The 21,795-nt window shown below is 31.4% G+C and carries 18 protein-coding genes and 4 pseudogenes; 18 read left to right on the top strand and 4 right to left on the bottom strand.

Annotation, left to right across the window (positions count from 1 at the left end):
• Positions 1-290 precede the first annotated feature (290 nt).
• The 4 genes from VF726_RS21710 (at position 291) to VF726_RS21695 (ending at position 4,565) form a co-directional block, all read left to right on the top strand.
• Positions 291-2,678, top strand: a complete 2,388-nt coding sequence (locus tag VF726_RS21710) for an RNaseH domain-containing protein (protein ID WP_440172013.1) — start codon at positions 291-293, stop codon at positions 2,676-2,678.
• 208 nt (positions 2,679-2,886) lie between these two features.
• The gene (locus VF726_RS21705) at positions 2,887-3,660 is read left to right on the top strand and encodes a DUF3959 family protein (protein WP_440172011.1); all 774 of its coding nucleotides are present in this window, start codon (positions 2,887-2,889) and stop codon (positions 3,658-3,660) included.
• Positions 3,661-3,803: 143 nt separating this feature from the next.
• Positions 3,804-4,220: a DUF3995 domain-containing protein gene (locus tag VF726_RS21700; RefSeq protein ID WP_440172009.1), complete on the top strand. Its 417-nt coding sequence runs from the start codon at positions 3,804-3,806 to the stop codon at positions 4,218-4,220.
• A gap of 141 nt (positions 4,221-4,361) precedes the next feature.
• Complete coding sequence (locus VF726_RS21695) at positions 4,362-4,565, top strand: hypothetical protein (RefSeq protein ID WP_000878375.1); 204 nt, start codon at positions 4,362-4,364, stop codon at positions 4,563-4,565.
• A gap of 248 nt (positions 4,566-4,813) precedes the next feature.
• On the opposite strand, the gene VF726_RS21690 is transcribed toward VF726_RS21695, so the two are convergent.
• Positions 4,814-5,026, bottom strand: coding sequence for a hypothetical protein (locus tag VF726_RS21690; protein ID WP_212959066.1), 213 nt, complete (start codon positions 5,024-5,026; stop codon positions 4,814-4,816).
• A gap of 228 nt (positions 5,027-5,254) precedes the next feature.
• On the opposite strand from VF726_RS21690, the gene VF726_RS21685 reads away from it, so the two are divergent.
• The 7 genes and pseudogenes from VF726_RS21685 to VF726_RS21655 all read left to right on the top strand — a co-directional run bounded on the left by VF726_RS21685 (position 5,255) and on the right by VF726_RS21655 (position 11,061).
• Complete coding sequence (locus tag VF726_RS21685; RefSeq protein WP_440172007.1) at positions 5,255-6,256, top strand: DUF1835 domain-containing protein; 1,002 nt, start codon at positions 5,255-5,257, stop codon at positions 6,254-6,256.
• A gap of 175 nt (positions 6,257-6,431) precedes the next feature.
• Positions 6,432-6,716, top strand: a pseudogene (locus VF726_RS21680) (hypothetical protein); the annotation flags it as partial.
• 146 nt (positions 6,717-6,862) lie between these two features.
• Positions 6,863-7,267 (top strand): hypothetical protein, encoded by a 405-nt coding sequence (locus tag VF726_RS21675; protein ID WP_440172005.1) that lies wholly within the window; start codon positions 6,863-6,865, stop codon positions 7,265-7,267.
• A gap of 159 nt (positions 7,268-7,426) precedes the next feature.
• On the top strand, positions 7,427-8,662 hold the full coding sequence (locus VF726_RS21670) for a cytochrome P450 family protein (protein ID WP_440172003.1): 1,236 nt from the start codon (positions 7,427-7,429) through the stop codon (positions 8,660-8,662).
• A gap of 267 nt (positions 8,663-8,929) precedes the next feature.
• Complete coding sequence (locus tag VF726_RS21665) at positions 8,930-10,213, top strand: MFS transporter (RefSeq protein ID WP_440172001.1); 1,284 nt, start codon at positions 8,930-8,932, stop codon at positions 10,211-10,213.
• A complete protein-coding gene (locus tag VF726_RS21660; RefSeq protein ID WP_440171999.1) occupies positions 10,203-10,835 on the top strand; it encodes a Vat family streptogramin A O-acetyltransferase in 633 nt (210 codons plus the stop codon). The genes VF726_RS21665 and VF726_RS21660 overlap by 11 nt, the downstream gene beginning before the upstream one ends.
• 70 nt (positions 10,836-10,905) lie before the next feature.
• A complete protein-coding gene (locus tag VF726_RS21655; protein WP_000046091.1) occupies positions 10,906-11,061 on the top strand; it encodes a DUF1540 domain-containing protein in 156 nt (51 codons plus the stop codon).
• 101 nt (positions 11,062-11,162) lie between these two features.
• Here the strand turns inward: VF726_RS21655 and VF726_RS21650 are convergent.
• Positions 11,163-11,231, bottom strand: a pseudogene (locus tag VF726_RS21650) (PadR family transcriptional regulator); the annotation flags it as partial.
• Positions 11,231-11,599: pseudogene (locus VF726_RS21645) on the bottom strand (hypothetical protein); the annotation flags it as partial. The pseudogenes VF726_RS21645 and VF726_RS21650, both read right to left, overlap by 1 nt.
• 255 nt (positions 11,600-11,854) lie before the next feature.
• On the opposite strand from VF726_RS21645, the gene VF726_RS21640 reads away from it, so the two are divergent.
• The 7 genes and pseudogenes from VF726_RS21640 to VF726_RS21610 all read left to right on the top strand — a co-directional run bounded on the left by VF726_RS21640 (position 11,855) and on the right by VF726_RS21610 (position 20,951).
• Positions 11,855-12,157 (top strand): hypothetical protein, encoded by a 303-nt coding sequence (locus VF726_RS21640; protein ID WP_000717620.1) that lies wholly within the window; start codon positions 11,855-11,857, stop codon positions 12,155-12,157.
• A gap of 42 nt (positions 12,158-12,199) precedes the next feature.
• A pseudogene (locus tag VF726_RS21635) lies at positions 12,200-13,027 on the top strand (cytochrome P450).
• A gap of 215 nt (positions 13,028-13,242) precedes the next feature.
• Entirely contained in the window at positions 13,243-13,821 is a 579-nt protein-coding gene (locus VF726_RS21630; protein WP_440171996.1) for a cysteine dioxygenase, read from the top strand.
• A gap of 177 nt (positions 13,822-13,998) precedes the next feature.
• Entirely contained in the window at positions 13,999-14,850 is an 852-nt protein-coding gene (locus tag VF726_RS21625) for a Cof-type HAD-IIB family hydrolase (RefSeq protein WP_440171994.1), read from the top strand.
• A gap of 451 nt (positions 14,851-15,301) precedes the next feature.
• Complete coding sequence (locus tag VF726_RS21620; RefSeq protein ID WP_440171992.1) at positions 15,302-17,089, top strand: ATP-binding protein; 1,788 nt, start codon at positions 15,302-15,304, stop codon at positions 17,087-17,089.
• A gap of 220 nt (positions 17,090-17,309) precedes the next feature.
• On the top strand, positions 17,310-19,436 hold the full coding sequence (locus VF726_RS21615; protein WP_440171990.1) for a peptidoglycan D,D-transpeptidase FtsI family protein: 2,127 nt from the start codon (positions 17,310-17,312) through the stop codon (positions 19,434-19,436).
• Positions 19,437-19,772: 336 nt separating this feature from the next.
• Entirely contained in the window at positions 19,773-20,951 is a 1,179-nt protein-coding gene (locus VF726_RS21610; RefSeq protein ID WP_440171988.1) for a macrolide family glycosyltransferase, read from the top strand.
• Positions 20,952-21,000: 49 nt separating this feature from the next.
• Here VF726_RS21610 and VF726_RS21605 read toward each other — a convergent pair whose 3' ends face one another.
• On the bottom strand, positions 21,001-21,681 hold the full coding sequence (locus tag VF726_RS21605) for an aspartate/glutamate racemase family protein (protein WP_440171986.1): 681 nt from the start codon (positions 21,679-21,681) through the stop codon (positions 21,001-21,003).
• Positions 21,682-21,795: the final 114 nt, after the last annotated feature.

Here is a 21,795-nt window from a genome sequence, read left to right as displayed (position 1 = left end):
TTTATTTTTCCTTTTAAGGTTTTCTTTTTTAGTTTTATTGTAAAATTATTGTAAAAAATAAATAATTACATCAATAACATTGTATAATTCGAATGTATTAAAATAATAATATTAGAGGTGTCGTATATGATAATTACTTTTAATTTTTAAATCAGTCTTTTTAATAATTTATTATTCGGAGGAATCTTTATACTTTTCTTTTTAATACTTGGTATAAATCGATTAGATTAAGTGATAATTTTTCTAGCTTTTTGTGATCAAGAAAAATGAAGAAAGGAAGTAATCATTTTATGGAAAAATTAAAGTTGTTAACATTTGAAAATATAGTAGAACCTCTTTTAAATGAACGTGTATCATTTATATATTTCCCTATTGAATGGCTCGATATTGTAGAGATACATTATAAAACGTTTTTATTAACAAGTAAATTGAAACGATTGAATGAAAGATTATATGATATGTTTTCTGATATATTATTTATTCAGCATAATCCATATGTATTAAATGAAAATATACCGTGGATTGTATGTAAAGAACCTATAAGAAAAGAACAACTTGATTATATTTTTCAAAGTTGGTATGAAATTATTCATGATTGGAAACCTAATAAATTAATAGAATCGCCAAAATATGAATGGCATTACGATTTAATTTCTAATTTAACAGTATTACAAGATAATGAAATATATTCTAAGTGGGTACCTGCTTTAATTTCACATATTTTTTGTGAACGTCCTTTACAATTAGAAAACATACACGAAGAAAATATATATTTTTCTCCTCTTAGATCACAAAATATTTGTGAGGCTATGTCAGAGCCTATTAAAGACGAAAAAACACAAGATTTTTTCGCCTATGTATATCGGTTCGAATGTATAACGCGCGGAGGTGAGAATATTCCATTATTAAATGTTTCAATAGGAGTTCGGAGATTTTATCAAGAATATAACCATCCAGATATTTCTTTGCTTTTAAGACGAAAACGAGGCATGATTTTAATTTCTACTCCAGAATTTGCATCGAATAATAAAAAAACTCGGTTTGTAAAGCTAAAAGTGCAACAAGCAACAAACGGTATAAAGTGGATTAAGATATTTAGAAATTTAAAAGATGATTTTCATATAGGTGGAGAAGTTGATTTGGAGCATATTCTTCAATATCCGAAAGATTATATGTTGGGAGAAAATCTTAGGGTGTTACTTCCATATAATGAGAGAATATATAAAGTTCAAGGTACTAAAATAAAACCTGGTATAAAAGTAAAGGAAAGAGAGTATTTATTTAAAGGATTTCAGCAAAAATTCTCTTATTTCACATTACTACCGGAATGTAAAAAGGTAGTCACAAATAATGAAAATGAATTATTCCCTTTAATTGCACCAAAAGGATTAGAGACTATAACGTTAGAAATATGGTCTGAAAAAATATCGTTGGAAGTAGAAGAAGCGTTATTTGAAAGTGAAATTGTGATAACTCAAATTGGTGAGTCATCATATGTATTAAATGCAGATTGGCCAATATTGTTAAAAATAGTAAGACATAATATTGAAAAAGTATTGCAAAATCCATATAAAATGCAATATTGCCAGAAATATAAAAAAAATTTAGTGGAGGATGTTATGAAAGCGGTTTATGCTACTGCAGGTGAGCGCAATGATGCAACATTGGCGTTAATCGCAATGAAAAATTGTGATGGCCGTGAAAAAATTGATCCGAAGCAAATTGTTAGAGAAGGGTTTGCACGAACAAACCGTATATCAGCATTTATTAATTTATTTATAGGCCAAAGTGTATCTCGTAAAACAATTATAAATTGCATTTTTAGTTTATTAGAACAAAAAGGATTTTTAAAACGTAATTGGAATAAGATAAATTTACCTTGTACATATGTTAATTTATCAATTGAACGAATCTCGAAATTTGATTTCTTACCTATTTTTTCACAAATAAAAGGAAAAGAAATTTCATATAAATTATATGGGAATACAGAGTGGCAAACGATTGATCGTTTATTATTACATGTAAATAAACATAATACCTTTTTACCTCAGCCTTCAAAACGGAATGATATGGGAATTCAATTTAAACAATTTGTTTCTGAAACATTAACAGGAATTTTACAACATGCAAAAGAGCAAAATGAGCAAGTATACTTCATTATAGATGCGAATGTAAGAAAACATTGGATAAAAGAGTTACAAAATAGAGAAATTGATATAGATACTTTCCCTGACATTGTTCCAGATTTGCTAAAAGTTCCAAACTTAAATGCTGTAAGAATAAATACATCTTTTGATGTACCAAAATACGGTACGATAGAATGTGATGACGTACTGGATAGTACGGGTTTATATATAGATCAAAAAGGAATGTATTATAGTACTGGTGAGTATTCGTCTAATGGTAGCGAAACATTATATCGATATATACTGGAAATATTACCGCTAGGTGTAAAAGCTGTTGAAAGGAACTATATTGCCAAAATGGTACATTACATGTGCTGTAATTCAAGTATGCTTTTGGAAAAGAATATACACATGCCATATTCCATGCATATGGCGAAAGTAATAAAGAGCTATATGACGGATATAGATGCAAGAGAGTTTAAAGAGTTTGATGATGAATTGGATGTAGATATTATAAAAATAGAAAAGAAAGATTCAATTATTCTACTTTAAATAATAATAGACAAATCCTGTTCATTATATAGGTCAGGATTTGTCATTTTTTCATGTAAATAAGGATATCTTTTGTCATGTATCTTCTCTTTTACATATTTACTTTATTTCCATACAGGATTAAGATGTTTTTTAGAAATAAAAAACTACATCATATGGAAAAGCAATATGTATTAACTCAAAAGAAATTTGAAAGGAATGAGGAATTGTGAAGAAATTAGATGTGCTATTAATGCTATTGAGCGGCCTCTTTCCAGTTGCAGGAATTTTAAAGCAAATCCCGCTAGAACAATCTTTATATATTGGAGGCCTTTTATTTTTTACTAGTTTCGGTAGTTATTTTGCGAAAAAAATATATTCACGTATATGTAGTTGGATAGCGTATGCACCATTTATTACACTATTGTTAGTCATTTGGCATCAAGATATTTCAACTAGTTCAATAATAGCGAATGCGAAAATTGCCGCTTGTATCGCTTTAATTCCATGTTTATTTCGTTTTCGTACATATGGACTTACTTTCGGTTTATTCGCATTATGGGCCGCTTTACTATGGGATATGAAAGAAGTACAGTCGTTAGTCATACTTGAACGTATGTCTAGTTTAATGACAAGCAATTTCAAATATATCATGCTCTTAGTTGGTGGACTGATATTAGGTGGATTACTTGCGATGTTAATTCACCGCAGAGAGAAAGATGATAATAAAGAAAATATAAATCTATTTAAACAAAAAAAGAAACGGAAAAAATTATCCTTTAAGATTCCACTTCCGAGATTACCGAAATTTAGGATGCAATTATTTAAGTTTGGTGGAAAAGTATCAAAACGAAAAATGCCAGAAAAAATACGTGAACATAATTACGAAGAACCAGCTCCAGCTGCAACATATGAAATGAGAGAGCAAATAGAACAATATCAAGAAGGTACTGCTCAAGGACAAACGAGGATGGAACGTCGTAGAAATAGGTATAATGCGTGATAAAGTGAAAAACCCCTTAATGATTAATCAATTTTAAGAAAAATCATTAAGGGGTTTTTATGTTATTAAATATAGAATTGCTAAGGTGAAATTTATAGCATACTCTAAAATCGAGAACTAAAATAAAATAATAGGAGGACAAAATGCTTATTATTACATATATTTCTGTCTGTATATTATTTTTAGTTAGCTTTTTACATGTTTATTGGGCTTTCGGAGGTAAGTGGGCGACAAGTAGTGTCATTCCAACAAAAGCTGGAGAAAAGGCGTTTACACCAGGTATAGGGATGACATTGTTCATTGCGCTATTACTAAGTATGGCAGCGATAATTTTATTACAACAAACACATCTTGTTCATTTTGCATTTCCTAATATTATTGTTCAAACGGGATCCTGGATTTGTATGATTGTTTTTTTCATAAGAGTAATTGGTGAGTTTCATTATTTTGGAATCTTTAAACGAAAAAAAGATACGCGTTTTGCTAAATTAGATACTGTTATATATATACCACTTTGTGGATTTTTATCTTTATCATTTTTATTAGCAATTATTATGTGAACATTAAAATTCCACTTGTTTTCTTCACAATGAATATAAACGTAAATTTGCAAGTGTAAAAGTGAGGAATCTAGGAGTGAATAAAAAGGATGTTAGCGCCTTCATATCGAATTATAGATTATTATGAAAGGCGGGTGCACGATGAAGTACGTAAAAGTTAGTATGAATGGCGGAAGTGAGCATAAATTCTCGATGACTTTAGAACGGTTTGAAGAACTTATTACAACAGAGAATGGACTATTAGAAAATAAATTAGTTAGTATTGAAAACGTAATGATTAATCCTACTAATATATCTTCTGTAGTTGAAAAAATTGGTGTACCGGCTAAGTTTATGGAAGCTTAAAAATCGGTACATAAAAAACATCCACAGGGATGTTTTTTTATTTATAAATATGATAATTGTAAAATAAATATATGAGCAGCGTTTTTAGCAATACTTATACATTTGACGTGTAATAGGAGCACAATAAAATAAGTACAAGCATATATTATCTAGTAGGACAAGACCTTCGTGTCCTACTTAATACTCAGAAAAAACCTCTATCACATGAGAGCATCAGATTGCAGGGTGCTCTTTTTTTATCCGGCTCTTTAACTTTCAATTTTAAACATGTCTTTGATGTTAATAAATATTAAAAATAATATAATAGCAAAAATTAAGTTAGATAAATAGAAATCTTGATGAAATAGTAATTCGAAGATGACATCGAAAATATATAAAAAGGCGATAGTAGGTAATATACAAATAAATATAAATCTCCAATTTTTTAGATACTGTTTATAATTAGGAAATACTTTCTCCATAAACATAGCTCCTGTACTTTTTATTTTCTATATAATTATACATTTAAATAAAAGGATTTTCAAAAGATTATTTAGCAATTAAGAATTGTAGGGAAAGCTTTTGTTGAAACCTTATATAGCTGTAGCAATCTTTCTAATACATGATTTGACTAAAAAAACTTTTAAAGAGTGATTCTTTAATGATACACTATAATCTACGTTATTTTTGAAGTGAATAGAGGGATTTACATGATAGATAAAATTAAAAATGCTGTAGAGGATATGTACGAAGATGAAGCAAAACACTTACTGCAAAGTATTTTAATCCAATTAAATTTATTAGAAGAAAACTATAGTGAAGATACAATTGAAAATTTAATGGATATCCCTAAGCAATTAACGAGTAATACATCTTATAAAAGAAATGTAAAAGAAAGCTCACACGTACATATTGCTTTTGATGATTCAACAGCTGGAAGTTTAAAGCATATGCTAGGTCAAGAAGAGCGATTGGAAGAGATGGTTGTTGCTTTTTCTGAATTCTTTTCAATTGGGCCGATTTACAAGTTACATATGAATGAGGGTCAATTAGCAAGACAGAAATGGTTAGTGAACAACTTAACCACTTATGAAAATTATTTTGAAGAAGAGTATTTATCAAGTTTTTTAGAAACTATGGAAGAACTATATACTATCCCTATTGAAACGCCTATTACAATTTGGAAAGCCGATAACGCACATGAACATGTGGGCCTATGTTTTGTAATGGCGCAATTAAAAGATAAGAAAAACATTCGCGTTATGAATACATCTGAAGCAAGTAAAGAAATATTAAAACAAGAATATGATATTCGTGGAACTGGAGAGTTAGCACCTGAAAGTTTAGCTCTATTGCAAAAAGGTTTGGCAGAATTTCCGTACTTAACTGAAGAGAACCGAACGCAGTATGAATATGAGTGGGATAGTCTATCGAAAAGTACGGAATTTTTAAGAGTTTGGACGGACGATGAAGTGCGTTCTGTACAAGAAGATTATTTTGATCAATTTATTATTGAATGCGCGAAAAGTATAGGTGCTGATCGAGAATTTTTAAAAGCCCCTAGAGTAATTGGTGAAGCACTTGGTCTTGTAGAGCAGTTAGTAGGCGATACGTTTTTAGAATATCGTTTAAAGGAATTAATTAAACAAGAAGTATTTGAATTTATAGGTTCACTAGATGAAATGCGCTTTTATAGTGTGAAGTTGAAATAGCATTTAAACAAAAAATCCCCTTCTATTAAAGAATTAGAAGGGGATTTTTTAATAATTAAAAGAGAAGATTTTCCTTTATAGAAGTTTCATATAAAAAGAAAATTCATATACTATATAGTATTTACTAATAATTAGGAGGAATAGTTCATTGAACAATCAGTTCTGTTTTTGTCAATCGGATGATGCTCCAAAGTTACTACCTCCATCGAACCCTCCCAGTTTACCTTCTTCATTTTCTACTCCTATATCAATAGTCGAAATGAAATCATGGATGTGCAATTGTCTAGGAAGATGGGGCTATTTACGTTTACATCGTTCTGGTTCTTTCGGAAGAGACTTATGGTTTTTTCCAGCAGAAGTTCGGCAGCGTGATGTATCAGGATATACTTGGCAAGATGGACAGCGTTTTAAAGTAACTTACCGATATAAACAAATTAGTAATTTCATGTGCTTTGCTTAGTGCAAATAGGAGAGATTTATTATGAATCTCTTCTATTTGTAGTTTGCAATATTTTTATGAATTTAGGCTATACATAAGCTTCCTATAGAGTGCTTATCACATATGAATGTTAAAGGTACTGAATGAAAAGTAGGTGATTTGTTAATATGTATAACCAGCAAAATTATTTATATGATCAAGGGATGTATTATAATCCACAAAACTACGGGTATGAACCTGTAAATGAAGTGAGAGATATGGAACAAGAAGATTATAGACCAGATGATGCAGAAGATGCACCAGCGTCACCACCACCATCACAAGCGCCGTCGTTACCGTCTACATTTGCGTCTCCAGCACAACCAGGTAATATGAAATCATGGATGTGTAACTGTCTAGGAAGATGGGGCTATTTACGTTTACATCGTCCAGGACCTTTCGGAAGAGACTTATGGTTCTTCCCGACTGAAGTGAGAAGAAACGGAGTATCAGGTTATACTTGGCAAGGTGGTCGTCGTCGTAAAGTAAGCTACCGCTATCAGCAAATTAGTAATTTCATGTGTTTCGCATAAAGAAAAGTGAGAGAGTAGAAAGATTTTACTCCCTCACTTTTTTATTTTTCAATATATGAAGTAAGATTTTGATTAAAAATTTACAATTTTCACGTTTTTATTAGAGTATAATGCATATGTTGGTTCATTTTCAAAAACAAATGAGAGTGAGGGAATACAATGTCAATGAAAAACAAAGTTGGGCTAAGAATAGAGGATGGCATTAATTTAGCTTCAGCGCAGTTTAAAGAAGATGCATATGAAATTTATAAAGAATCTCGAAAAATGCAACCTATCTTATTTGTGAATAAAACTGAATTAGGTGCAGAGTGGCTGATTACGAGATATGAAGATGCGCTGCCACTTTTAAAAGATAATCGCTTAAAAAAAGATCCGGCCAATGTATTTTCTCAAGATGCATTGAATATGTTTCTTACTGTTGACAATAGTGATTATTTAACGACGCACATGTTAAATTCAGATCCACCTGATCATAATCGTTTACGATCACTCGTACAAAAAGCTTTTACGCCGAAGATGATCACACAATTGGAAGGAAGAATACAGGATATTGCAGATGATTTGTTAATTGATGCTCAGCAAAAAGGTTCATTAAATCTTGTGGATGATTATTCGTTCCCTTTACCGATTATTGTAATAAGTGAAATGCTCGGCATTCCGAAAGAAGATCAGGCGAAATTTAGAATTTGGTCTCATGCTGTCATTGCTTACCCAGAAACGCCAGAAGAAATAAAAGAAACCGAAAAGCAATTAGCTGAGTTTATTACATATCTCCAATATTTAGTTGATGTTAAAAGACAAGAACCAAAAGAGGACTTGGTGAGTGCTTTAATACTTGCAGAAAGTGAAGGGCATAAACTTAGCGCTCGGGAACTATATTCAATGATAATGTTACTAATTGTGGCGGGACACGAAACAACTGTAAATTTAATTACAAATACAGTATTAGCGCTTCTTGAAAATCCGAATCAATTACAGTTATTAAAAGAAAATCCAAAATTAATTGATGCAGCTATTGAAGAAGGATTACGATATTATTCTCCGGTTGAGGTTACAACTTCAAGGTGGGCAGATAAACCTTTTCAAATCCATGAACAAACAATCCAAAAAGGAGATATGGTTGTCATTGCATTAGCTTCGGCAAACCGCGATGAAACAGTATTTGAAAACCCAGAAGTATTCGATATTACTCGGGAAAATAATCGTCATATTGCATTTGGTCACGGTAGCCATTTCTGCCTTGGTGCCCCGCTTGCTAGGTTGGAAGCAAAGGTTGCTATTACTACTTTGTTTAATCGAATGCCTAATTTGCAAATAAAAGGAAGTCGCGAAGAAATGAAATGGCAAGGTAATTATTTAATGCGTTCTTTAGAGGAATTACCATTAACATTCTAGAATATTTATTTTTAGACATGCATACATCGAAAATGATTTACATAGAGTATGTATGTGTTATTTAAATTCGAAGCGGAAGGGTGAAAACATCCCAATGATCAACTAATTCTATTTGTAAGAGATCTTCGTTAAAAAACGAAATATTCTTCTGAATAGGATTAGTCTGTGCATTTATAGAAAAGGGATGTATTTCGCTCTGCGAATATATAGTCTTTTTATATGATTTGTGCTGCCTCCTATTCAGAACATGAAATAGGGGGCTTTTTTATGTCGACAAATGTAGTAACGAAACAAAACAATGGGGTATCACAAGTATTGAAAAATCGTTTTGTGCAAGGAATTCTTGCATCAGCATTATTTTTACAAATTGGAATATGGGTTCGGAACTTTGCGGTATTACTATATGTAATGGAAATGACCAAAGGTGATGCTTTTGCTATTTCAATGATTTCGGTTGCTGAGTTTGCTCCAATTTTCATCTTTTCCTTTATTGGTGGAACCTTTGCTGATAGGTGGAAACCGAAGAGGACAATGATATGGTGTGAAACGCTAAGTTCTATCTCGGTATTCGCTGTATTAATTACACTTATGTTTGGAACATGGAAAATTGTGTTTTTTGTCACACTTATTTCTGCAATCCTTTCGCAATTTTCTCAGCCATCTGGCATGAAATTGTTTAAACAGCATTTATCGGCGGAACAGATCCAATTAGCGATGTCTATATATCAAACAATATTTGCGATTTTTATGATATTAGGGCCGATTCTTGGAACATTTATTTTTCATAGTTTTGGAATTTATATTTCAATTATCATAACAGGAATCGCTTTTTTACTGGCAGCAGCTGTGTTGTTATTTCTTCCGAAAGATCTTGAGAATGATAATGAGAAGAAAGAAATCACGCTACTACAGGAGATGCTTGATGGTATTAAATATGTGAAAAAGAAAAAAGCATTAACTTTGCTAGGGCTGTGTTTTATGGCAGCAGGACTAGGTATAGGATTGATTCAGCCATTAGGTATATTTATCGTAACTGAGCAGTTAGGGTTATCAAAAGAGAGTTTACAGTGGTTACTAACAGTAAATGGTGCAGGAATGATTGTTGGCGGCGCTTTAGCGATGGTATTTGCGAAAAACGTTGCTCCGCAAAAGATGTTAATTATCGGTATGCTTGGCCAGGCAATCGGTATTGGTATTATAGGTTATTCCACAAATTTATGGGTAACACTGACAGCACAACTTTTTAGTGGGCTAGCTCTTCCTTGTATCCAAATAGGTATTAATACGCTCATTATTCAAAACAGTGATACAGATTTTATTGGTCGCGTAAATGGCATTTTAAGTCCGCTATTTACCGGTTCAATGGTAGTAACGATGAGTATTGCTGGCTCATTAAAGGAGATGTTTTCATTAAGTATGATGTATGAAGGGACCGCTTTACTTTTTATAATTGGATTATTGTTTATTTTACCTATATACAATTTAAAACCAGTAATAGCGGTAGAAAGTGAAATAAATGGTAAAGGAAGTGCTGTACAACATGAATCCTAATCCAAATGTTAAATATCCTATTGAAGGAAATCAAAATGTCCATTTTATAAAAAATACAATAACGAAAGCAAATATACTCGTTGGAGATTATTCATATTATGATGCGAAAGATGGAGAAACATTTGAAGATCGAGTATTACATCATTATGAATTTCTTGGAGATCATCTTACTATTGGAAAGTTTTGTTGTATTGCAAATGGAGTTACCTTTATTATGAACGGAGCAAATCATCGGATGGATGGATTTTCGGCATATCCATTTAATATATTTGGAAATGGGTGGGAGAAGTATACACCGAATTTGTCTGATTTACCTTACAAAGGTGATACAGTTATAGGAAATGACGTTTGGATTGGTATGGATACAACGATTATGCCCGGAATAAAAATAGGGGATGGTGCAATCATTGCAGCTAAATCTGTTGTGACTAGAGACGTCGCGCCATATACAATTGTTGGTGGAAACCCTGCAAATAAAATAAAGGAACGATTTACAAATACAATAATAGACGAATTATTGCAAATTCAATGGTGGCATTTTGACATTGAAAAAATAACCGAAAATATAGATGCAATTGTACAAGGAGACATTGAACCATTAAGAAAGTTAAAAAGGGAATAAAAAATGCATGGCAAAGAGTATCATACCTCCGAATTTTGTTAATGATAATAGAACAAGGAGGTGTGATACTATGGCACAAGACGTTTTATGTGAAGTAAACAACTGTAAATTTTGGGCAAACGGCAATAAGTGTAGCGCAGATGCAATTTATGTAGTAAGTCATAAAGGGAAACAAGCATCTACTACGGAAGAAACAGATTGCAAAACTTTCGATCCAGAAGTATAAATTTTTGAAGGGTAGCCAAATCGTGGTTGCCCTTTTATTAATTATAGTATTGATAATAAATCTCATTTTCATTCATTGTTTTTAACTTTTCTTTTTATTTTTCATATTTTCTTCATAAGTGATGTAATCCAAAGCAATTCATGTTCAATACGTGATTTACTAAATTCAATTTCAGATATGTTAGTGTATTTTCTCTAACTTGTGATAATTCATTCAAATAATAATCTAAAGATTGCTTTTTTATTCCTTCCCTTGCTTTGTCTCCAAGTTCTAAAGAAATTCGCCACTTTAGATATTCACTTTCAGTTAAATCTCTTTTTTCAAACGAGATAACTTGATGAACAAACTCCATCGCTGCAATATGTGATAAGAGAGAACCAATAGTGTTTGAACTACCGTTTGGTAAGAAATCTAAATCACTTTGGTTTAAATTGGAGATTTCGCTCAATGTAACATCTCTTGTATGTTCAAGCATTGTTACAAGCTCTCCAATCTTATTTGAATAGTTTTCTCTTGGAATTATTCTATAATCTATCATATAGCCCTCCAATTCATGCTAAGCATAAGTTTACCAATAAAATAAAAAAAACAAAGTCTGAAAATTTATGTAAAATAATGGTATAATTTAATTGAATATAAAGAAAAAGGAAACCTGTTTTTATCAGTGTTACCTTATCCAAGACTAAATTTTACCCATACATCATTTTTTTGATGTAGCTCTTGAAGATAAAAACTATTTAATTTTCAAGGAACAGTTATTAACTTAAAACTAATTATACGAGGAGGGTGTATCATGAAAAAAATATGCTTTGTATTAATTGTCGACGCCGGTATAAATTATGGTTCAATATTTTCTCTACCATTTTTAAGGAATCAGGATGATTTGAAGGGATATTTTTCTAAGTATTATGATGTTTCAATTAATTATATTAGGGATAAAAACTCAGTTGACTATTTGGTAGTTCCCAAACCGTGTCCACCTTTTGATAATGAAAATAATCTTCCAATAATTGAAGTACCAGCAATCTTATTTATGGAAAAGGATTTTGAAAAAATAAAGACTTATATAGACAATTATTTTTCTAATAACTCATAAAGAAAATAAAAGTACAGTAAAAAGAAGTCCGATAAAAAACGAGTGGCGTGGAATATTTCTATTAATCATTCGTTTTTTATTATATTTACATATCAGTCTATCGCAAATGAACTTGTACAACATATCGAAAAATATAGTGAGGTTAATATCGTTGAAGAGTTTGCTGCACCTTTACCTGTTACCGTCATATCCGATTTATTAGGAGTGCCAACAAAGGACCGTAAAAAAATTAAAGCATATCTTCTACCGATTGTTCAGGGAAAGAGATACCATTTAACCGATGATATTATTTCGGATTTAATACGAGCTGAATATGAAGGCGAAAGATTAACAGATGAAGAAATTGTAACTTTTTCTTTAGGTTTATTAGCGGTAGGTAATGAAACAACTACTAATTTAATTATTAATAGCTTTTATTGCTTTTTTGTGGATTCAGCTGGAACATATAAAGAATTAAGAGAAGAACCTAAATTAATTTCAAAAGCAATTGAGGAAGTATTACGCTATCGCTTTCCCATTACATTAGCTAGGAGAATCACAGAGGATACAAATATATTTGGACATTTTATGAAAAAGGATCAAATGATTATTGCATGGGTAAGTGCAGCAAATTTAGATGAGAAAAAGTTTTCGCAAGCCTCTAAATTTAATATACACCGAATAGGAAATGAAAAGCATTTAACATTTGGTTAAAGGTGCTCACTTTTGCTTAGGGCACCACTTGCACGTTTAGAAGCTGAGATTGCATTAAGAACTTTCATAAATACCTTCGAAAAAATAGAGTTATCTCCATCGTTCAATTTAGAAAAATGTCTAATGGAAAATGAGCAAATGTTAAATTACTTACCTATTCTTTTGAAAACTAGGTAAATCGCTCAGCAAGGTACAAATTTACTGTACCTTGTATTTTTAGCCCGCTTTAATGGGCAGTAAGACCCCACCTCAAAATTCAGCGAATGTAAAGAATTTAGGTGGGGGATGAACAAAACCCCCACTGATTAAAGTTTCACTTTATTTCTCAATTGTAAAATTTTAGTTAGTTATTTAGTATGGAGGTGTGTGACAAAGAATGGAGGAGGACGCTTATGTTAACGTGTAATGGAAGTAAAACGTTTCAAACATTTATTAAAGCTGTAACGGATTTAGTGGATAGTAATTTATTGGAAGATCAAATTGTTTGTGCGATTGAAAAATTACTAGGAGAACTTTTAGAAAAGAAAACATGGCTTCCGTTAGAAAAACAGAAGGCGAATTCGGCTCAATATGCACGACACTTGTTATATGAAGATCCTTTTAATCGTTTTGAAGTATTAGCTCTTGTATGGAAAGATGGACAATCTACACCTTTACATGATCATGATGGTACATGGGGAGTAGAAGGCGTTTTTACAGGAAGGATAATGGTACAAAACTTTATACAAACTAAGCAGCTTGAAAATTCACTTGTTTATTTAACGCATACAGGAAATCTTTATTTGGGAGAAGGAGAGACAGATAAAGTCATTCCACCAGCTGATTGTCATATTCTTGAAATATCCAAAAATGAAAGCGTTGTCACTATTCATGTTTACGGAAAACGTTTAGAAAAGTTTAAAATATATGTCCCAACTGAAGAAAAGAATGTGTACATGTGTGAGACGAAATATATTAGTTATAGTTCATAGATTAAAATCAAAAGCTTTTCTTTAAAAAGAAAAGCTTTTGATTTTATTTTTAATTATTTCTTGACCTGAAACGCTTTTCATAAATTATAAATAAGGAGTACTTCACGAAATCAGTATGAAAACGATACCTTTCGTTTAATATAAATTCGTGTATATATAGAAAGTGGTGAAGAAATAATGAAATTAATTGCAATTGATTTAGATGGAACTCTTCTTTCGGGAAATAAAATGATTAGTAAAGAGAATGCAGAAGCGATTCGAAAATGTCAGGAAGCAGACCATGTGGTAGCAATTTGTACAGGGCGTTCGATCGTCGACATTGAACGATTGTTGTTAGAAGTTAATTTAGAGTGCCCAATTATTGCGGAAAATGGTGCGCTTATATATAAAGATAAGAAAATGATGAAGAGATATCCAATTCAAAATATGCAGGCACTTGAGATTGTGAATTATCTTGAAGAAAATGGCTTATATTATCAGCTGTATACGAATAAAGGTGTGTACGTACCGGATTATGGGGTAGAGAGTGTACGTAATGAAATCGAGTACGTAAAAAATTCAAATGAAAATATCGACTTGAAAGAGTTAGAAACGATTGCAGCATTATACCTTGAACATACAGCGTTTCTTAGTGCAGAAAGTTGTAAACCAATTGTAGAAACTGATATACATGTGCATAAGCTTTTACCATTTTCTTATGACATAGAAAAACTAAAAAAGTTAAAAGAAACGTTTTTGCATAATACTGATTTAGCAATTACATCTTCATATTGGCATAATTTAGAGATTAATCACCGAGATGCTCAAAAAGGAAATGGATTATATACTTTAGCAAAACATCTAAATATTCCAGTTGAAAATACTGTAGCGATTGGTGATGGGCTAAACGATGTATCTATGATGGAAAAAGCAAACATATCAATTGCAATGGGGAACGCAGTCGAGGAAATAAAAGCAATGTGTAAATATGAAACTTTATCAAATGAAGAACACGGCGTTGCACATGCTTTATATAAATATGTAATGTAATATAAAAAGAAAAAAAGAATCTAAATAGATTCTTTTTTTCTTTTTATTAGGGGTAAGGTATTCTATGAGCTTCATAGAAGCCTTACTACTTTTTATTATATAGAATATATTGGAATAAATGTTTATATTTTTCATAATAATTGTGAATATTTTATGAACTTTATATTTTGTGTATTTTTATACTTCTCCATATGATGTGTATAACGGTACTTTAATAATGAAATGTATACATGAGGGCACGCGTTAGGTTGCTGATCAAATTAGATGATGAACAAAACACATACTGATTAAAGATTCGTTTTATACGTATATATTTTTCTTTTTTAATTGAAAAATAAAATTTGTTCGAATAATTATTCTGCAGCTATATACCTAAAGGCACATTCTTCGTATAATGGAGAAGTATAAAATTTGAATTTGTATTAATTTTACATATTGAGGTGAAAAAAGAATGAATGCGCGGCTAATGGAACTTATTGATGTGAGTACAATAGAAACCATGGCAGAACAATTTTATCAATTAACCAACATATCACATCAACTTCTTGATGCTGAAAAAGAATGTATATTTTCTTTCGGAATAAATGAGACGAAAATATGTAAACTTCCCAAAATTGAAATCCCCATTTTTTTATACAATCAACATTTAGGATCATTTGTAGTATGGTCAAACAAAAGTGAAATTTTCAATTGTCAAAAATATTTCGAAATGCTTTCAAATCTAATTATAGATGGGGCAACAAAAGTATTTCAAAGTAAAAATACAACATTGCTCTCTCGAAAAGAAGAGGAATTACATACAATTTTACAAAATATGCCCGTTATGGTTGATGCGCTTGATTATAATGGAGATTTTGTTCTGTGGAATCGTGAGTGTGAAATTGTAACGGGTTATACCGCTGAAGAAATAATAGGGAATCCACATGCACTTCAATTATTGTACCCAGATCATAATTATCGTCACCAAATACAAACGAAATTTTTAACTTGCGGAAAAAATTTCAGAGATTGGGAAATGCACTTAACATGTAAAAACGGTGAAACCAAAACAATCATGTGGTCCAATATTTCAGAACAGTTTCCTGTAACAGGATATAGCTACTGGGCTGTTGGTGTAGATATTACACATTTAAAAGCGATAGAAGAGCAGTTAAAACAACAAACGTCTGAATTGGAATTAATTTTTAAGGCTTTACCGGATTTATGTTTCTTAACAGAAGATGATGGCACAATTATAGACTATAAAGCAGGGTCCCCTACAAAATTTTACGTACCGGCAGAAGCTTTTATGGGAAAAAAGTTTTTCGAAGTATTACCATCACCAGTGGCGCAGCAGTTTCATGAAGCAATTCATCAAGTGAAGGAAAAAGCAACGAATGTAATTGTTGAATATCCACTTACAATTAATGGTAGTGTTGGTTTCTTTGAAGCTAGGTGTTTACCTTTATTACATGATAAAATTATGATCATTGTACGTGATATTACAGAGCGAAAAAAAACAGAAGAATTGCTAAATAAATCAGATACACTTGCAGCAATCGGTCAATTAGCAGCTGGTGTCGCTCATGAAGTGAGGAACCCATTAACAGTTATTAAAGGATTTATACAGTTATTCCAAATTAATAAAGAAGATCAAGAAAAATATTTTGATTTAATGCTTTCTGAAATTGAAAGAATAGAAGCGATTCTTCAAGAGTTTTTATCAATTGCTAAAACAGATGAAATAAATACAGAACAAAAAAATATTTATCAAATTTATAAAAATGTCGTTTCGTTAATGAATACAAAAGCAATTATGACAAATATTCAAGTGGAACTATATGCAGACACAAAAGATATAAGTATTGACTGCTCAGAAAATCAATTGAAACAAGTGTTTATTAATATTTTGCAAAATTCAATCGAGGCTATGCCAGATGGTGGGAAAATTACAATTCATATAAAAGAGATAAACGATGAAGGTGTCATTATTCATGTAATTGATGAAGGAATTGGGATACCTGAAGAAAGAATTAAGAGATTAGGTGAGCCGTTTTATAGTACGAAAGAAAAAGGTACCGGTATTGGATTAATGTTGAGTTATAAAATTATTGAAAGTCATCAAGGGAAAATAAGTATTATGAGTGAGGTTGGTGTCGGGACGACAGTAACTATATATTTGCCGAAAGTTCAGAGCGAAAAATCTTTATCTGCTTGTGACGATAGATTCGAATCAATGCGTCCCATTATTAATTCTTAAATGACTAAATACCCAATAACCAAAACTTAATTTTTGGTTATTGGGTATTTTTACATTTAATTTAGTAAACTTTACCTTTTCTTTAGTTTTGTTTTAATTTCTATTAAGTTTTAAACATTATATTAATATTTGTACAAGGTAATGTATGGAAGTTATACATTACTTTTAATATATAAATAAAATATTATTTGAAATGTTGTAAGGAGGAGATTAAGACGAAGTGAAAAAACAAGAGAAAACAAAAGGTAGAGCACTATCGATGCGGTTAAACATTTTATTCTTTTGTGTATTTTTATTATTTTCTGCCATGATTATACAATTAGGTAAAGTACAAATTATCGATGGAGAAACGTATAAAAATGAAGTAGAGAAGAGAGAAAATGCAACCGTAAGTCTTTCTGTCCCGCGGGGGAAAATATTTGATCGAGAAGGGAATCTAGTAGTTGATAATAAATCTTTACGTACAATTACATATACAAAGATGAAAGGTGTAAAATCAGAAGAAATATTAGAAACTGCAAAACAACTTGCAGACATAATTGAAATGCCGCAAGAAGATATAGATAAGTTAACTGAGATGGATAAGAAAGATTTTTGGATGCAATTAAATCCGAAACTTACCGAAAAATTAGTATCTAAAAAAGAAATAAATCAGTTCAGAGATAAAGATATTACCGGAAAAAATTTAGATAAAAAAATAGAGGATTTAAAAAGAAAGCGTGTAACAGATAAAAATCTTCAAGAATTAACAGATAAAGATATAAAGGTATTAGCTATTAAAAGTAAGATGACTTCTGGTTATCAAATGGCTCCTCAAATTATTAAAAAAGATGTTAGTGAAAAGGAATTTACTATAATTAGTGAAGGTTTAGCGAATTTCCCAGGTGTAGACGTATCGGTTGATTGGGAGAGAGTATATGTAAATGATGGATTATTCCGATCTGTTCTTGGAAATGTTTCTAATTCCGATGAAGGATTACCAGGTGAGCGATTAGATTACTACTTAGTACGTGATTATAGCCGAAATGATAGAGTTGGAAAAAGTTATATCGAACAGCAATATGAAGATGTACTTCATGGTACAAAAAAAGAAGTAAGAAGCGTTGCAGATAAACAAGGTAATACAATAAGAGCCGAAACTGTTTCTGAGGGGAAGAGTGGTAAGAATTTAACTTTAACAATAGATATGGAGCTGCAGAAAAAAGTAGAAGAAAGTATTGAAAAAATATTAAAGGCATATAAAGGGTCAGAATCCATGTTGGATCGTGCATTCGTTGTGATGATGAATCCGAAAAACGGACAAGTATTATCCATGGCTGGGAAAAGACTTGTAGAAAAAGACGGGAAAACAGAAGTTGAAGACTATGCATTAGGCACAATGACTAGTTCTTATGAGCTTGGATCAACAGTGAAAGGTGCGACAGTTTTAACTGGATTTGAAACGAAAGCTATAACTCCAGGTACATATTTTTATGATGCACCAATGAAGTTTAAAGGAACTAAGGAAAAAAAGTCTTGGAAAGAGTTTGGTAATATTGATGATTTAAGAGCGTTACAAGTCTCTTCAAACGTTTATATGTTTCATACAGCATTAAAAATTTCAGGTGTGGATTACGTGAAAAATAGTTCATTAAACATTAAACAGGAGTACTTTGATAAAATGAGGTATTATTTCAAGCAATTTGGATTAGGTGTTCCAACGGGTATCGATTTACCGAATGAAACAGCTGGACAAATTGGTAAAAAAGATAATCAACCTGGTTTTTTATTAGATTACTCAATTGGCCAGTATGACACGTATACACCACTTCAGCTTGTACAGTATATTTCAACAATTGCAAACGGTGGATATCGAATGAAGCCACAAATCGTTCAAGAGGTAAGAGAGCAAACGTCGCAAAAAGATGAGATTGGTAAAGTGGTGCATGCAGTAGAACCAATCGTTTTAAATAAAATAGATATGAAAGAGGAATATATAAATCAAGTAAAAGAAGGATTTAGAAGGGTATTCCAGGAAGGGGATGGAACAGGAGTAAGGGCGTTCCAAAAAGCATCTTATAAACCAGGAGGTAAAACAGGGACAGCACAGACAGTTTACGGTGGAGAAAGTGATATTGGAAGAAATGAAAAGGGTGAAAGAAGAGAATGTTATAATTTAACTTTAGCAGGATATGCGCCATATGATAATCCTGAAGTAGCATTCTCTGTAGTTGTGCCGTGGGTTATTAATGATAAATCCGGTATTAACTCTGATATTGGAAAAGAAGTTTTAGATGCTTATTTTGATTTGAAAAATAAGAGATTGACTGGAGAAACTATAAAAGTAGATAGCTCTCAAGAAGGTTAAAACATATGAAATAGTATAGAAACTAGATTCGTTTAATTTAGGAATAGATTCAAAATGGGTGATAGAAAGGTAAAATCATTCTATCAATTATTCACGTTTTATAAAATAAATCATATATTGATAGCATAGGACAAGCTGAAAAGCTTATTCTAACCTCACAGAACACTCCTTATCACGGTTAGGCATCTACATATGTAGATGCCTTTTTTAATTTAATCACTAAGCATTATTTATCAACCTAAAGTAGCAAACATATTAGGACTATTAGGTGAAGATTGACGGTAATAATTACAGTATGCTTAATAAGTGAATTGAAATGTAAGGAGTGAGAAATAAGTGCTAAATATTTTAGTGGTTAATTTTCCAGCAGAGGGACATGTAAATCCTACATTAAGTTTAGTCAAAGCTTATACTGAACGGGGTGATCACGTACATTATATTACGACAGAACAATTTAAAGGCAGAATTGAAGATTTGGGAGCTACTGTATATACACATCCAGATTTATTAAAGAAGATTTCTATTGATTCTGAAACTCCTGATGGGCTGAATTCTTTCTTTCGTGTACATGTTCAAACTTCTTTATATATATTAGAAATTACGAAACAATTATGTGAAAACATACATTTTGATTTCGTAATTTATGATATATTTGGCGCTGGAGAGTTAGTAAAGGAATATTTACAAATTCCAGGCATAGTTTCTTCTCCTATATTTTTAATTCCTCCAAAATTTTTGGAGACATTACCTTTTCATCCAAATGCAGAAATACGATTCCAACCCGATGAAATTTCCGAACAGTTACTATATCAAATGGAACATGAATTTGGAGTAAAGCCTAAAAATAATCTTCAATTTATGCATAACAAGGGAGATCTTACTCTTGTGTACACAAGTCTTTATTTTCAACCTAATAGCGATTTGTTTGGAAGAAATAACATTTTTATTGGGCCGAGTATTTCAAAGCGTAAAACAAATGTAGAGTTTCCACTTGAATTGCTTAAAGGTAAGAAGGTTATATATATTTCAATGGGGACACTGCTTGAAGGATTTGAACCATTCTTTAATACGTGCATTGATGCTTTCTCAGATTTTGATGGAATAGTTGTAATGGCAATTGGTGATAGAAATGATCGTTCTAAAATTAAGAAAGCGCCAGACAATTTTATAATTGCTTCATACGTACCCCAATCAGAAATATTAAGTGAAGCAGATGTTTTTATTACACATGGCGGCATGAACAGCGTACACGATGCAATTCATTATAATGTCCCATTTGTTATAATACCTCATGATAAAGACCAGCCAATGATAGCACAACGATTAACTGAGCTGGAAGCAGCCCATCGGTTATTGAAAGAGAATGTTAATGTGCGAACGTTAAAAGAAGCGGTATCAGATGTTCTTTCAAATGAAAAGTATAAGCATGGAATACGAAAACTGAATGATAGTTTTTTAGAATGTGGTGGTTCAAAAGAAGCAATTGCAGTGATAAAATCTCTTTTAAATAAATAGTGTAGACGATATAAAAGCATAGAGGCTCTACCTTTATGCTTTTATAATATTATCCTGCAAACTGCACAGCAGTATTCGCATGTAAAAAAGCGGTATCAAAAACAGGTACAGTAATATCCTTTTGGGAAATGAGCAATGGTATTTCAGTGCAGCCTAGCAGTATACCTTCTGCGCCATTTTGAATTAATGATTTTGTAATTTTTAATAGCTTTTCTTTTGATAATTCTGAAATAATCCCTTTACTTAATTCATTTAAAATAACATGATGGATAAAACTTCTTTCCTCTTCATTTGGAATGATTGTCTCAATGTTATAGTTCGCTAGACGTGATTTGTAGAAGTCTTGTTCCATCGTTTGTTTCGTACCTAATAGTCCGATACGCTTTATATTCTGGTCTACCATTTCTTTAGCACTTACATCACCGATGTGAAGAAGTGGAATGGATATTGCATTTTCTACTTCTTCAGCAAATAAATGAACCGTATTGGAACACATTAATAAACATTCAGCCCCAGATTTTTCAACCTTTTTTGCAACTGCGACTAATTCATTTTTCACTTCTTCATATTGATGATTTTGTAATAAAGTAGTTACCTCACCAAAGTCCATACTATATAAAACAAGCTTTGCATTTTGATCATATTGAGAGAGTGTAAGTGTATTAATATGTTTATAGTATAATGATGTAGATTCCCAACTTAGTCCACCAATTAAACCGATTACTTTCATCGTACATTCCTCCCGTAACTATGTTGAATTTATTATTTCATAATTCCGATAAGAATACAATGATTTAAATGTGCTGTTAAACGAAAAATAAAAATAGTTAGAAAAGTATTGAAA

This window comes from Bacillus sp. Brlt_9 (genome assembly GCF_051948935.1).
Classification (GTDB): Bacteria; Bacillota; Bacilli; order Bacillales; family Bacillaceae_G; genus Bacillus_A.
Note: the sequence above shows the minus strand (reverse complement) of the source record. Positions and strands in the feature narration are given on the sequence as shown.

Coding starts and splice junctions, on each gene's coding strand:
- VF726_RS21710 (WP_440172013.1), top strand. CDS start 291: ATGGAAAAATTAAAGTTGTTAACATTTGAAAATATAGTAGAACCTCTT.
- VF726_RS21700 (WP_440172009.1), top strand. CDS start 3,804: ATGCTTATTATTACATATATTTCTGTCTGTATATTATTTTTAGTTAGC.
- VF726_RS21695 (WP_000878375.1), top strand. CDS start 4,362: ATGAAGTACGTAAAAGTTAGTATGAATGGCGGAAGTGAGCATAAATTC.
- VF726_RS21690 (WP_212959066.1), bottom strand. CDS start 5,026: ATGGAGAAAGTATTTCCTAATTATAAACAGTATCTAAAAAATTGGAGA.
- VF726_RS21685 (WP_440172007.1), top strand. CDS start 5,255: ATGATAGATAAAATTAAAAATGCTGTAGAGGATATGTACGAAGATGAA.
- VF726_RS21675 (WP_440172005.1), top strand. CDS start 6,863: ATGTATAACCAGCAAAATTATTTATATGATCAAGGGATGTATTATAAT.
- VF726_RS21670 (WP_440172003.1), top strand. CDS start 7,427: ATGTCAATGAAAAACAAAGTTGGGCTAAGAATAGAGGATGGCATTAAT.
- VF726_RS21665 (WP_440172001.1), top strand. CDS start 8,930: ATGTCGACAAATGTAGTAACGAAACAAAACAATGGGGTATCACAAGTA.
- VF726_RS21660 (WP_440171999.1), top strand. CDS start 10,203: ATGAATCCTAATCCAAATGTTAAATATCCTATTGAAGGAAATCAAAAT.
- VF726_RS21655 (WP_000046091.1), top strand. CDS start 10,906: ATGGCACAAGACGTTTTATGTGAAGTAAACAACTGTAAATTTTGGGCA.
- VF726_RS21640 (WP_000717620.1), top strand. CDS start 11,855: ATGAAAAAAATATGCTTTGTATTAATTGTCGACGCCGGTATAAATTAT.
- VF726_RS21630 (WP_440171996.1), top strand. CDS start 13,243: ATGTTAACGTGTAATGGAAGTAAAACGTTTCAAACATTTATTAAAGCT.
- VF726_RS21625 (WP_440171994.1), top strand. CDS start 13,999: ATGAAATTAATTGCAATTGATTTAGATGGAACTCTTCTTTCGGGAAAT.
- VF726_RS21620 (WP_440171992.1), top strand. CDS start 15,302: ATGAATGCGCGGCTAATGGAACTTATTGATGTGAGTACAATAGAAACC.
- VF726_RS21605 (WP_440171986.1), bottom strand. CDS start 21,681: ATGAAAGTAATCGGTTTAATTGGTGGACTAAGTTGGGAATCTACATCA.